The organism is Algibacter sp. L3A6 (genome assembly GCF_009796825.1).
Taxonomy (GTDB): Bacteria; Bacteroidota; Bacteroidia; order Flavobacteriales; family Flavobacteriaceae; genus Algibacter.
Genome location: NZ_CP047030.1, coordinates 3,965,797 through 3,979,981, shown reverse-complemented (window position 1 = coordinate 3,979,981; position 14,185 = coordinate 3,965,797). Strand labels below are relative to the sequence as shown.

The window sequence follows — 14,185 nt, the reverse complement described above, 5'->3', positions numbered from 1 at the left end:
AAACTAAACTAAACAATATTAAAATGAATACAAAAAACATATCAACAGGAGCTACGCTTGTCATTCTTAGTTTTTTTCTGAGTTTAAATAGTTGTAAAAATGAAACTAAAACAGAGAATAACGAAGCCATTAAAGAAGAAGTAATAAAAACCGTTTACGCTAGTGACGTGATTCCTTTTTTTGATGATTGGAAATTAATTTTAGGAGATGGTTCTAATGTTGGTATTGCAAATAACTTTGAAAACAAAGATTTCTTTTACACAGCTAATGATGGCAAAAATGATTGGATTGTTTTTAAAGCACCAAATGGTGGAGATACGCATGGAACCTCGAATAATACTAGAACAGAATTAGCTCAAATAAAAAAGTGGTACCCAAAAACAGCTAACGATAAATTGACGGCAACATTAAAAGTAATGAATGTATCTGCTACGGGTGATGCTAGGGTCGCAGCTTCGCATGCGGTTGTTGTGGGCCAAATTCATAGTGCGGATAAACATGAGAACGAGCCACTTAAAATATTCTACAAAAAATTCCCAGGACATACAAAAGGTTCCGTGTTTTGGCATTATGAAATCAATACAGCAGGAGATGATAATTCTGGAAGATGGGATTATTCTACGGCAGTTTGGGGTAACGACTTTTCAGTTGTTGGTGCAGAAGGAAATACATATCCTGAAGAACCAAAAAATGGTATTGCCTTAGGTGAAGAATTTAGTTATGAAATTGAAGTTAAAGATGGCATGATGAACTTGAAATTCACAAGTAAAGATCATGAAACCAAAACGTTTACAAAAAACTTAATAGAATCGGAATACTCAACAGCTGCAGATATTCCTGAACAAACACAAAAACTATTTGTACCAATTGGTCAAGATGGAGTAGAACGTGAAGCAGCTTATACAGGTGAAGGTTGTTTTTTTAAACTTGGCGCTTACAATCAAACCAATGGAAAATCTCCAGAAGTCAATAAAAATTGGTGTTCGGGAGCAGAAACTCATGGTGGTGATATTAAAAAACAATATGCCGATGGAAATTATGCCGAAGTTTGGTTTAAAACAGCAAGTATATCTGTAAGTGATGCTGCTGTTTCTAACGAAGGTTATTTTACAAAAAATGATTAAACAATTTACAATATCATTATTTGTTAATCAATTTAAAACTACTAAAACTAATTGATAGCTTAATTCATGTTATATAGTAGACGTTGGAGTAGTACTTAAGCCGATTAAGACTACTCCAACAATTTTAGCTTACGAGGTATTTTATATACTCGTAGTTTTTAGTGCGCGTAACTTTTTATAGTAAATACGAGATAGGTTTTAGTATCCTCTGATTTTTAGGTAATTATATTAAAAATATATTTTGCAATAACAATTTTTTCATATATATTTGGTACACCAGTTTGGAGTACCAATTTGGTGAACCAATAATTTGAATTTTATTAATCTTAAAAAAGTAACAATTAAACTAAAAATTTATGACCGCCAAAGTGCCAGAAATTATCTAATTAATTTCTCTAGAGCAATGTGTTTTACGTTGCATTTAACTAACTAACTAAATAAAATAACCAATGAATTTAAAAACTAAACTATTTTTAATGTTAATAATGATATTCAATATATCATTATATGCACAAGACGGGTACCAATTATCTGGTACGGTATCAGATGGGGCTAATTTGCCTGTTCCTGGTGTTAATGTTATTGTGGCTAATACCACAAAAGGCACAGCAACAGATTTTGATGGAGGGTACCAAATTAATGTTAAAAGCGGAGATGTTCTTCTGTTTTCCTATGTAGGCTATGTTTCGCAATCGATTACCATAACAAATCAAAAAACGCTTAATGTTGTTTTAACTGAAGATTCGGCACAACTAGACGAAGTTGTTGTTGTTGGTTACGGTACTACAAAAAAATCTCATCTTACAGGAGCTGTTGCCAAAATTGGTGGTGATGATGTTGCTGCTGTGCAAACTTCACGTGTAGATGAAGCCTTAGCAGGAAAACTTCCTGGGGTAAATATTCAAAATCAAAGTGGAGAACCAGGTTCAGATTTAAAAGTTCAAATTAGAGCGGGGTCTTCGCTTTCAAGTAACTCCGATCCTTTAATTGTTGTAGATGGGTTTCCTATTTCAGGAAATTTGGCAACCGTAAATCCTAACGATATTGAAAGCTTAGAGGTGTTGAAAGATGCCGCTTCTGCTGCTATTTATGGTTCTTTAGGTGCAAATGGTGTAATTTTAATTACGACTAAAAAGGGTAAATCTGGTAAACTAAATTTTAGCTACAATGCCTATACAAGCACTTCAAGAAAGTATGTAAAGGATATCGAGATGCTTAAAACTGCAGGAGAATGGGCTAACGAATTACAAACCGGTGATTACGATCTTTCTTTAACAGATCCAGGATTATTGGAATACAGATTAGATGCATACGCAAATGCACCAGATGTTGTGAGTATGGAAGACTGGCTTTTTAAGAGTGGTAGTTCAACAAGTCATGATTTTAGTGTAAGCGGTGGGTCTGAAAATATAAAAGCATTTGCTTCACTTGGGTATTTAAATACCGATGGTATTGTAAAAGGGCAAGGTTATGAAAGATATAACGGACGTATGAATATTGATGCGACTTTAAACGATAAGTTAAAAGCGGGATTAAGTATGAATGGGTTTTATGGTAACCAAGATATTGTACCTTGGGAAATGCGAGACCTTTTAAGATCTTATAGTATTAGTCCTATTTACCATACACAAGCCTCTATCGATTTTGTTCAGCAATTGGATGCTAAGAGACAAGCACTTTTCGATTCAGGATTTACTGGGAATAATATCGGTCAGTCTTTCGACAGTAATTATAGAGGAGATTTAAGTCAAAATTATGATGCGCATAGCATTTATGATTTGCAACCAGGAGACGTTGTAAACGATTGGCATTATGGTAGAAACCAAAATGGTATTGGAGGAACAGGAGATGCAGGTGTAGCTTCTAAATTCGATAATTCACAACGTTATAAGAAAACGCTTTATGGTAATGTAAGTTCTTATTTAGAATACGAGCTTATGGAAGGCTTAAAAGTGAAAACCATTTTTGGAGCAGATTTACGTGATGTTAATGAGTATGAATATCACGGTGTATTATCAGATGGTCAACAGCGCTCTACTTCATCTAGTTTAGATATGTCAGATATAAAAAAATCTACCATTTTAAGTACAACCACTTTAAGTTATAACAAGTTATTTGCTGATAAGCATGATATTTCTGCGGTAGCAGGTCTGGAATTTGTAAATACAAAATATACGGGGCTTTCATCAAACGGAACTAATGTACCAGTTGGTTATCCTTTAAACTATTCTTATTTTAATGCTGAAGATGTTATTTCGAATAGAATAGATGAAACACAATCAAGACGTGGTGTTTTCGGAAGAATTGCTTATGCTTACGACGATCGTTATTTACTATCGGCATCAGTTAGAAGAGATGGTGATTCTCGTTTTGGACCTAACGAAAGATTTGCAGTATTCCCAGCGTTATCTTTAGGATGGAATGTACATAAAGAATCTTTTTTACAAGATAGTGAAGCGATAAGTTTATTAAAACTTAGGTTTAGTACAGGTTCTTTAGGTACGTCTTCAGATTTAGGTTCTTATAGTTCATTAAGTATTTTAGGAACGACGCCTACCGCTTTTGGAACAGGTTTTTTAATTCCTGAAGATGTTACAAATCCAGATTTAACTTGGCAAACTAATAAAGAAACGAACTACGGTATTGATACTGGGTTTTTAAATAACCGTTTTAGAGTTAGTGTAGATTATTACACTTCTGATGTTAACAATATGCTTATCAATCAAAGTGTTTCAGAAGTTCTTGGTACACCTTCAATTAGACTTAACCGTGGAGATATTACAAGTTCTGGTGTAGAGATAGAATTGAATGCAAATATCATCCAAAACGATGGTTTTACTTGGAGTATGAATGCCAACTTATCTACAGTTGATACTAAAATTGCAAGTTTAGGTTCTGTTGATGAGTTACCACGTCAAATTTATGGAGGACCAAGTGGAAGAGGTGCTGAGTTTAGAAACTATGTGGGTGGCGAACTTGGTGAAATGTGGGGTTATGAAAGTGCAGGTTTAGTTGAATCTATTTATATTGAAGATCCTACAAGAACTATTGGATATACTAGTGGCGTACATTATGTAGTAGATCAAAACGAAGATGGCCTAATTACTTATGAAGATGATTATGTGAAATTAGGATCTGCGACTCCAGATTTTTATTGGGGTTTATCAAGTAATATGAACTATAAAGATTTCGATTTTTCATTCCAATTTCAAGGATCTCAAGGCGCAGAAGTATATAATATCGATCCTATTTACTGGCAATCTCATTTTCGCGATGCTACAGCACCTAGTTTTGATCCTGGTAACGATGGTATTGCTGATAATAATGGGCTACATTATTTACAAACCAGAGATGTGCATGGTTCAATGATTCAAGATGCATCATATATCGCTTTAAGAAACCTAACTATAGGATACACACTTAACCCAGATTTTATTAGTAAAATGGGTGTTGGTTCACTTAGAGTATATCTTGCCGCTACCAATTTGTTATACGTAATGGGTAAAGATTATACGTCATTCAACCCTGAAGGAATAGAAATTGAAAACGATGGTTATGGAGGTCCAACGACTTACGGATACCAAGAAGGGGCAAGTCCAATTGTGAGAAGTTTTACTTTCGGTGTAAATGTTAATTTTTAATTAAGAGAAAATGAAAAAAATAAAAACGATATATACAGTATTAGCAGCTATGTTGTTGCTAACAGCGTGTGATAATGATTTGGAACAATCACCTGAATTAGATTTAGAGGCAAGTAAATTGGTAGAGTTCGAACCGGTTTTAAATGCAGCATATTACTATCAAACAGGCGTTGCCATGCCGCAATTGGTTATGGGTGATTTTAGAGCAGACAATATGTTAATGTTAGAAAATCCGCATACTTCAATAGATACTTATGACTCCGATCTAGGAGGAGGCGATATGGCGGGAGCTTTTTTTAGCCCAGTTTATAGTAATTTGTATAAAGCAATTTTAAGTGCTAATAATGTTATTGAAAATTCATTAGATGCTACTCAAGTCAATGAGGCTAAATTTTTAAGAGGATTATCTTACTTTAAGTTAGTCATGATTTTTGGTGATGTTTCTGTAATTCTAACGCCTCAGCCATCCGTGTCAGAGATTCCTGATGTAGATTTAACAAGACAACCAATTGCCGATGTTTACAATAATGTTATTATTCCTGATTTACAAGATGCCATAGCAGGTTTAACTAATTCCGGATTAGCAACAGGTAGAGCATCTCAAATTGCAGCGAAAGCATTCCTTGGAAAAGTGTATATGTACAGAGGTGATTATACCAATGCAACATCAACGCTTGCAACGGTTATTAGCGATGCCGCAGTTGAAGGAATAACTTTAGAACCTAATTTTGCTGATGTTGTTACGGATGTAAGTTCAGAAATCATTTTTGCAACTCAATTATCATCTTCAATTCCAAATGCCGATGGTACGTCGTCTTCATCTACGTTTGTTGGATGGTTTGCAGGAAATGACACAAAATCACTTACACCTTTAGATCCGCGTTTAACAGCTGCTTTCGATGCTAGTAGTGCTGCTGGAGGAGGTACAGATTTAAGAAAAGCTTTAACTATTGATGCCGCGGCTGGAAAAGGAGTGAAGTACACTGGAGGTAACAGCGATCAGGACTTTATAGAAATGAGATTATCTGATGTTATCCTAATGTATGCAGAAGCTTTAAATGAATCTACAAATGCAACAGGAGCGCAATCTGCAACTATTTTAGCAGGTTTAGATGCTATTAGAATTAGAGCAGGGTTAACCTCTTTAGTAGGTACTGCAACAACGCAAGCTGATGTTGATGTTGCTATTCAAAAAGAAAGAAGAGTAGAGTTGGCTTTGGAAGGGCATAGATGGTTTGATTTAGTTAGAACAGGAACTGTGGATGCCGAAATGGGACAAACTATTTCTAGTAACTACTATATATTCCCTATTCCAAGTACAGAAATTACTGCTACAAATGGTGTAATTACTCAAAATACGGGGTATTAAATTATAAGATTATAAATAAAAGAAATTAGTGTTGGATTAGTTGTATTAGGTTACCCGACCTGAGGGTGGAAGGGGAAGGGTAACCTTTTATTTTTCTAATACAGAATATAATATGTTTTGTTTTTGTAAATGGTATAAATTTAATAATTTCGCGAACCAATCTGGTGTACCAATTTAATTTGATTTATATGAACATAAATGTGCTTTCTAAAAATGAAAATCAAGAAATTACTAGTATTGTTAAAAAGCTAATCTCTCAAATAAGTGATTTAATAACTAGTAAGCATTTAGAACCAGGAGACAAATTACCCGCAGAACGTGTATTGGCTGAAAAATTTGATGTTAGCCGAAGAAGTGTAAGGGTAGCTATTCTTAAATTAGAATCATATGGGATATTAATCTCAATGCCACAAAGTGGAACATTTGTAGCAAACATTGGTACTATCGCCATGAATGGTATGGTAGAAGATATTTTAAGTCTAGGTATTCCTAATTTCAAATCATTGGTAGAAACTAGAATTTTACTAGAATTAAAAACAGTTAGGCTTGCTGCAAATAGACGTACAGATGCCGATTTAAAAAGAATTAAGAAGGCCTTAAATGCTCACAAGGCAAAATTATTGGCGAGAGAAGATGCAGTTCAAGAAGATTTATTGTTTCATTTAGCAATAGCAAAAGCAAGCGGAAATGTTACAATGAATGAAATTATGATTGGTATAACGCCTCAGATTATTGTAGATTTTAAAAAGTACCATAAAGATTATGATACTTTAGATGAATTGAGAATAAGAGAGCATACCGAAATTTATGACGCTATTGAGGATCAAGATCCAGATTTAGCCGAAAAAAGAATGAAAGAGCATTTTAAATTATTATACGAGTATTGCGACGTTAGTTAACACTGAAAGAATAAAATAAAGAACAAATATGCGTGACTAAAAAAACGATTTAAATCTTTATTGTTTCTACTTCCGCACTTGTATTGAATACATTAAAATGAAAATATATGAAGCGATAATTTTAAAAATATCAGCTCAATCAATATAAGAATAATATGATAAAAAATAACAAATTAAGCGGAAAAAACGTACTCATAACTGCTGGGGCGCAAGGGATTGGAGAGTCTATCACTAAACACTTTATTGATAACGGAGCCCATGTTGCTATTCACTATTTTTCTAGTGCAGATACGGCAAACGAATTAGTGGAATACGCTAAAAATAAAGGCCAAAAAGCCGTTGCTATCAGTGGCGATTTAACAAAAGAATTTCATGCAAATTCACTAGTTGATAAAACAATAGAAGTACTGGGCGGAATAGACATTCTTATTAATAACGCTGGTTCACTTGTAGCACGTAAAATGCTGAATGAAATGGAGGCTGAGTTTTGGCATAAAGTTATGGATATCAACATGACATCCATGATGTTTGTAACGCGAGCTGCAGCACCTTATTTAGCAAAAAACCTTAATAGTAGTATTGTTAATTTGGCATCACTTGCGGGTCGTAAAGGCGGGCATCCAGGTTCATTAGTTTACGCGACTAGTAAAGGCGCTATACTAACGTTTACTCGAGCGCTATCAACAGAACTAGGGCCACTAGGAATTCGAGTTAACGCGGTTGCTCCAGGGCTTATCCTTGGAACATCATTTCATAATACGCACACAACGAAAGAATCGGCTGATGAAACAATTTCAGGTATTCCAATTCGTCGTGCTGGTAATGCAGCAGATGTAGCTAGAGCTGTTTTATATTTAGCATCAGAGTACGATGGTTTTATAACAGGAGCGACATTAGACATTAATGGAGGTGTTTACAATATGTAGTTCTTTTGAAAATTGAAAAGATTAAACTCTAAAAGTATAAATAACTAATCGTTGTAAAATATAGTCGATGTTAAAAACGCCAGTAATACACCCAACAATTATGGAGGTGTTGGCACGTTCGGGCCATTTTGCACAAGTAGTAATTGCAGATGGTAATTTACCCGTTGGCGCCATGACGGGACCAAACTCAACCACTGTGCATTTAAACTTTAAACCCGGCTTGTTAGATGCTATAACAGTGCTGGAGGGCATACTAGAAGTTTGCCCAGTTCAAGGTGCAATAGTTATGGAAAAGCCTGCCGAAGCAAATGCCGATATACACAATGCTTATAAAAAATTATTAGGAGAAGTATCTTGGGATGAAATGGAACGTTGGACGTTCTATGATAAAATTAGAGATCCCAATACCACGTTAATTATTCAAACAGGAGAACAACGTCGCTTCGCTAATTTAATATTAACGGTAGGTGTAGTAAAAATGGAGGAGGAAAGTAATTTTTAAAAGTCTTAAAATCAATAATAAAAAATAGAAACCCTCTACTAAGTAATGAAAGTAGAGGGTTTTTTATATACCTATTTTTAATATAGAACCGTATTAAATAATAGCCTACGGTACCTAATATAACACTATAAAAAAATAAAACCTCGTAAACATAAAGCTTACGAGGTTTTTTGCGGAGAATGAGGGATTCGAACCCCCGGAGGTGTAACCCTCAACAGTTTTCAAGACTGCCGCATTCGACCACTCTGCCAATTCTCCTGAGTGCCTCATCAGGTTATTCCCTGAATGCGGGTGCAAATATAAGAGCCTTTTTCGATGTATTCAAATAAAAATAAAGTTTTTTTCAATTATTTTTAAAACTAGTTTATAACCTATTCATTTTTAGACTAAAACAATAAAAATAAATTTTGAATAAAAATCAACAAATCCCATAACACTAACATTTCCTAGCTAATTCAAAAAAAACAAACTTATAAAACCTTACTTTTGTAGAACAATTAAGTAAAACTAAATGGATATTATAAAACAGTTGCAATGGCGTTATGCAACCAAAAAGTTCGACGCTAGCAAAACACTAACACCAGCAAAGTTAAATACGTTAAAAGAGGCCTTTAACTTAACCGCAACTTCTTTTGGTTTACAAACCTTAAATTTAGTTATTGTAAAAAACAAAACACTTCGCGAAAGCCTGTTACCGCATTCTTACAATCAACCCCAAGTGGTAAACGCCTCGCATTTACTAGTAATATGCATTCAAGAAAACATAGAAGATAGCGATGTTATCGACTATTACAACAACATAAAAACCATACGTAACACGCCCGAAAGTATCTTAAACCCATACCGTGAGCAACTCCAAGGTATGATGCAGAAAAAAACTGTAGAGCAACGCCAAAGCTGGTCTAAAAACCAAGCCTATATTGCTCTTGGTAACCTCATGACGGTTTGCGCCATAGAAAACATAGATGCTTGCCCAATGGAAGGTTTTATACCTGAACAATATGATCAAATATTAAAACTCGGCGAAAAAGGATTAAAATCCGTATTAATCCTACCTGTAGGATATCGCGCCGACGACGATATGTTTTCAACCCTAAAAAAAGTTAGAAAATCAATTAACCAAACCGTTATAGAAATTTAATATCTTTGGGCGTTACCACAAGGGTCGGGCTTTCACTACTCAATCTTTTTGTTTTTTAAGGAAAACAAAAAGGATTTCAAACAAGCCGTTCAATCCCTAACGCAGAAGTAACCGTCCAACATAGAATAAAAAGATAAAACAATAATAATATGCCAGGATTCGAATTATTTGGAGAATTAGAAAAACAAGAAGTAAACGATGTTTTAGACAATGGCGTTTTAATGCGCTATGGTTTCGATGGTATGCGTAAAGGGCATTGGAAAGCCAAAGCCTTAGAAAGCGAACTACAAAACACCTTTCAATCTAAACACGTACAACTAGTATCAAGTGGTACAGCTGCTGTATCGGTCGCTTTAGGATCTGCAGGTGTTGGAGCAGGAGATGAGATTATTATGCCAACCTTCACCTTTGTAGCTAGTTTTGAAGCTATAATGATGCTTGGTGCTATTCCTGTTTTAGCAGATATTGACGATACTTTAGGTTTAAACCCAGAAGCTGTAGAAGCAGCCATTACACCAAAAACAAAAGCCATTATGGTAGTTCAAATGTGTGGTAGTATGGCAAATATGGATGCGCTTAAAGCTATTGCAGAAAAGCATAACTTACTTTTAGTAGAAGATGCTTGCCAAGCCATTGGCGGAACTTTTAACGGACAACCATTAGGTAGCGTTGGAGATCTTGGATGTTTTTCATTCGATTTTGTAAAAACCATAACCTGTGGAGAAGGTGGAGCCGTAATCACTAATAACGAGAAATATTATACCAATGCCGATCATTATAGTGATCACGGTCACGATCATATTGGTAGCGATAGAGGAGCAGAAACACATCCTTTTTTAGGATACAATTTTAGAATATCAGAATTACATGCTGCGGTAGGTTTAGCTCAGGTAAAACGTTTACCAGAGTTTTTAGATATACAAAGGCGTAATTTTAATATTATACGTGAAGCTTTATCAACCATTCCAGAAGTTGTTTTTAGAACCGTTCCAGAAGGAGGTGTAGAAAGTTGCGCATTTTTAAACTTCTTTTTACCAGATTTAGAAACTTCTAGAAAAGTAATAGAAGCCTTTAAAAATAGTGGAGTAGATGCGTGTTGGAATTATTTTGATAACAACTGGCATTATATTCGTAAATGGGATCATTTAAAGAATTTAAAATCGTTGTTTCCTATTTCTAAAGAAGTAAAAGAAGGATTAGAGTATCTTCAAACAAAAACATTCGAAAAATCTGATCATTATATTTCAAGAAACATATCATGTTTAATAAAACTTTCATGGACAGAGGAGGAAGTTAAAGAACGCGCAAATAAGATGGCAGAACTCATTAAAAGTATATTATAAGCTATAAATACAATATAGTAGAATAACACAAACATAAAAAAGGCTTTAAATTTTAAATTTAAAGCCTTTTTTAGTTCAATTAATTTGTGAAATTAATACTTCACATAATCAACAATCTCTAAACCGTAACCAATTAAACCAACACGTTTGGTTTGTTCGGTATTAGAAATTAAGAGTAGTTTATGTATGTTTAAATCGTGTAATATTTGAGCACCAATTCCAAAATCACGGTTGTCCATATTTATTTTTGGAGCCTTAGTAACCGATTCACCATTTTGGTTATCTTTCAAAAAAGCTAATCGGCTTAAAATATTCATCGATTGCGATTCTTGATTTATAAAGATAATAGCACCTTTTCCTTCTTTATTAATAACATTAAACATGTTTTCTAGTTGCGCATCTACGTTGTTAGTAAGCGTTCCTAAAATATCGTTATTTATAAGTGTAGAGTTTATTCTGGTTGGTACCGCTTCACCATCCGTCCAAGAACCTTTTGTTAAAGCAATATGTACTTGGTTATTTGTAGTTTGTTTGTAAGCTCGCAATCTATAACTTCCAAAACGTGTTTCAATTTCAAAATCTTCTTTTTTCTCAATTAAAGAGTCGTGTTGCATTCTGTAAGCCACTAAATCTTCAATAGAAACAATTTTAATATCGTGTTTTTTAGCAATTTCAAACAGTTGTGGTAAACGTGCCATGGTACCATCTTCGTTCATAATTTCCACAATAAAACCAGCGGGCTCTAAACCTGCTAGGCGTGCAAAATCAATAGCAGCTTCTGTATGTCCGGTACGTCTTAAAACTCCCCCTTCTTTAGCAACTAATGGGAAAATATGTCCTGGTCTCGCTAGGTCATGTGGTTTTGTATCTGGATCAATTAAGGCTTGTATCGTTTTAGAACGATCTCCTGCCGAAATACCAGTAGTTACTCCATTACCACGTAAATCTACAGAAACCGTAAAGGCAGTTTCCATAGGGTCTGTGTTGTTGCGTACCATCATACCTAAATCAAGTTCTTTACAACGTGTTTCTGTTAATGGTGCACAAATTAATCCACGACCATGGGTTGCCATAAAATTTATTACTTCTGGAGTTACTTTTTCTGCTGCAGCAAGAAAATCACCTTCGTTTTCTCTGTTTTCATCATCAACAACGATAATAACTTTTCCATTTCTAATGTCTTCAATAGCATCGTGAATGGTATTTAATTTAATATCTGGATTAGAAGCTTTGCTCATAGGTTCTGTAATCATTTTTTATAAATAGTGTTACTTTAAAGAATCTAAACAAAAACGTTTTAAGTCTTCTTTTAATTTATCATTCAATAAAGGGTAAGTAATCATGTAAAGCGGTAATCCTAGAATAAGTAAACCTACGTTAGGACGTCGTGCTTTTTTGTTTATATAGTGGTAAAAACTATTCAAATTTAAAATAGATTTTAAATAGTAAATAGCATACAGCGCAAAGGATACAATGCTTAATTGTATAGAGGCTGTAGCGAGTGGTAATAATTTATTGTTTTTAAATACGAAGAAGAGGATAAGTAATACAGCACCTGTTCCATAAAGAAAAATAGCAAATTTACTATGGTCTCTATAATCTTTTACAATCTTTTCAGAGGCATCGTATTTACTATCAATTGTTATTTTGTTCGCTTCTTGTAAGTCTTTAATGCTTTGTCCGCGTTCATTTAAAATATTAAGCGCTTCGTATCGGCAGTTTTCATCGTGACCTAAAGCTTCATAATTTTTAACCACATCAAGAAGCTCTTCATTTTTATAGCCGCCTAAGAATCTAAAATCTACGCTATCTTTTTCTTTTATTTTGAGTAATTTTTTAAGCGGTTCCGTAATACTTCCTAAATCAAAAATGCCTTTATCTGCTGTAGCACGTTTGGTTAAATAAACACCTAATGGCAGCATAATAAGAGTAGAAAACCAACTAGCTAAAACAGGATTGACATCACCAGTTTTAGCAGAGTTTGTAGCGAAAATACCAATAAAGTGATAACTTAAAAATAGTAAAATAGCAATAACCATTGGCAAACCAATACCACCTTTTCTAATTAAAGCACCCAAAGGAGCACCAACGAAGAATAGAATAATACAAGCTATACCGAGAGCGAATTTTTCGTGAAACGAAATAATATGTCTATTAAAGTTGGTTTTAGCTATTTTATATGATTTTACTTTTTGAGATATAGTTTGTTGTGTACTTGCCGCACCTTTTAATGTAAGCTCTACCATTTTTATTTTATCCGAAGTTTCAAAAACATCTAGAATAGGGCCTGTGTAAATAGTGTCGATATCTTTTTTAGTATTTCTATAAATCTTATTAACGCTAGAGCGATTAATTAAATTTTTAGCAAGACCAGCATTTTCGTTTTTCTGCTTAACAATTAACGAGTCCATAGCCGTATTTAAATCTACAACATCAAGCATGCTGTATTTATCGGTTTGAGATTGCTCGTCCATATCGACCTCATTAAGGTTAGATAAGTCGATATTTATTATATACTTTTCAAAGGTACTTTTTGCAAAAGGTTTTTTGTCTTTGGCTTTTCTGTTTTTGCTAGCGATATCACTGTAATAGTTTCCGTCGAATAAAATTAACTTTAAAACATTAGAATCTGGATCACTAGCCAACTCTCCAGTTTTGGACTTAATGGTTGTTGCATTTGTACGACCGTCTGCTGCTTTTAAATGGATGGTAACATCATCTAAATACTGATCACGATCACCATGCTTTTTGGCAAATTTAATATTGTAATTATCGACCTGATTAAACTGACCTTCGGCGAGTAACATGGCCGGTTTCATTTTGGCAATATTTCGTCGAAGATTGTATGAGTTAACTTCGGCCCAAGGAATAACGTTGTTCGCAAAGAAAAAGGTAAGAATACCAAGACCTACAATAAAAACACTTAAACCAGACATGGCACGCTGCAGTGAAATACCTGTAGACTTCATGGCAGCAAACTCGTAGTTTTCTGCAAAACTACCAAACACCATAATGGATGAAAGTAAAATGGTAAGCGGTAATACCAATGGTATAAGCTTAGGCATAAAATAGATTAAGAACTTAAAAATAACACCTATTTCTAGGTCTTTACCTGCAAGTTCTTTAATGTATAGCCAAATGGTTTGTAAAACAAAAATCAGCATGAGTATAATAAACACGCTGAAAAAAGTTTTTAGGTAAGTTGTTAGTATGTAACGGTCTAATATTTTCAATGGAATA

The 14,185-nt window shown here is 34.2% G+C and carries 10 protein-coding genes and 1 tRNA gene; 8 read left to right on the top strand and 3 right to left on the bottom strand.

Features of this window, described 5'->3' with window-relative positions; genetic code table 11:
• Positions 1-23: 23 nt before the first annotated feature.
• The 6 genes from GQR98_RS16610 to GQR98_RS16585 all read left to right on the top strand — a co-directional run bounded on the left by GQR98_RS16610 (position 24) and on the right by GQR98_RS16585 (position 8,461).
• Positions 24-1,124, top strand: coding sequence for a polysaccharide lyase family 7 protein (locus tag GQR98_RS16610; RefSeq protein ID WP_159020540.1), 1,101 nt, complete (start codon positions 24-26; stop codon positions 1,122-1,124).
• 476 nt (positions 1,125-1,600) lie between these two features.
• Complete coding sequence (locus GQR98_RS16605) at positions 1,601-4,765, top strand: SusC/RagA family TonB-linked outer membrane protein (protein ID WP_233268031.1); 3,165 nt, start codon at positions 1,601-1,603, stop codon at positions 4,763-4,765.
• Positions 4,766-4,775: 10 nt separating this feature from the next.
• Positions 4,776-6,134 (top strand): RagB/SusD family nutrient uptake outer membrane protein, encoded by a 1,359-nt coding sequence (locus GQR98_RS16600; RefSeq protein WP_159020538.1) that lies wholly within the window; start codon positions 4,776-4,778, stop codon positions 6,132-6,134.
• Between the two features lie 188 nt (positions 6,135-6,322).
• Positions 6,323-7,033: a FadR/GntR family transcriptional regulator gene (locus GQR98_RS16595; protein ID WP_159020537.1), complete on the top strand. Its 711-nt coding sequence runs from the start codon at positions 6,323-6,325 to the stop codon at positions 7,031-7,033.
• Between the two features lie 155 nt (positions 7,034-7,188).
• Positions 7,189-7,959 carry an SDR family NAD(P)-dependent oxidoreductase gene (locus GQR98_RS16590; RefSeq protein WP_159020536.1) on the top strand — a complete coding sequence of 257 codons (771 nt, stop codon included), beginning with the start codon at positions 7,189-7,191 and terminating at the stop codon, positions 7,957-7,959.
• Between the two features lie 67 nt (positions 7,960-8,026).
• Positions 8,027-8,461 carry an RbsD/FucU domain-containing protein gene (locus tag GQR98_RS16585; protein ID WP_159020535.1) on the top strand — a complete coding sequence of 145 codons (435 nt, stop codon included), beginning with the start codon at positions 8,027-8,029 and terminating at the stop codon, positions 8,459-8,461.
• A 173-nt stretch (positions 8,462-8,634) separates the two neighbouring features.
• Here GQR98_RS16585 and GQR98_RS16580 read toward each other — a convergent pair.
• Positions 8,635-8,719, bottom strand: a tRNA-Ser gene (locus GQR98_RS16580).
• Between the two features lie 253 nt (positions 8,720-8,972).
• Here GQR98_RS16580 and GQR98_RS16575 point away from each other — a divergent pair.
• Together GQR98_RS16575 and GQR98_RS16570 are read left to right on the top strand one after the other, a co-directional pair.
• Positions 8,973-9,602, top strand: coding sequence for an NAD(P)H-dependent oxidoreductase (locus tag GQR98_RS16575; RefSeq protein ID WP_159020534.1), 630 nt, complete (start codon positions 8,973-8,975; stop codon positions 9,600-9,602).
• Positions 9,603-9,751: 149 nt separating this feature from the next.
• Positions 9,752-10,945, top strand: a complete 1,194-nt coding sequence (locus GQR98_RS16570; protein ID WP_159020533.1) for a DegT/DnrJ/EryC1/StrS family aminotransferase — start codon at positions 9,752-9,754, stop codon at positions 10,943-10,945.
• Between the two features lie 92 nt (positions 10,946-11,037).
• Here the strand turns inward: GQR98_RS16570 and ribB are convergent, their stop codons facing one another.
• Together ribB and GQR98_RS16560 are read right to left on the bottom strand one after the other, a co-directional pair.
• A complete protein-coding gene (ribB, locus tag GQR98_RS16565) occupies positions 11,038-12,198 on the bottom strand; it encodes a 3,4-dihydroxy-2-butanone-4-phosphate synthase (protein ID WP_394345336.1) in 1,161 nt (386 codons plus the stop codon).
• 15 nt (positions 12,199-12,213) lie between these two features.
• Entirely contained in the window at positions 12,214-14,178 is a 1,965-nt protein-coding gene (locus tag GQR98_RS16560; RefSeq protein WP_159020532.1) for an LptF/LptG family permease, read from the bottom strand.
• Between the last annotated feature and the right edge of the window lie 7 nt (positions 14,179-14,185).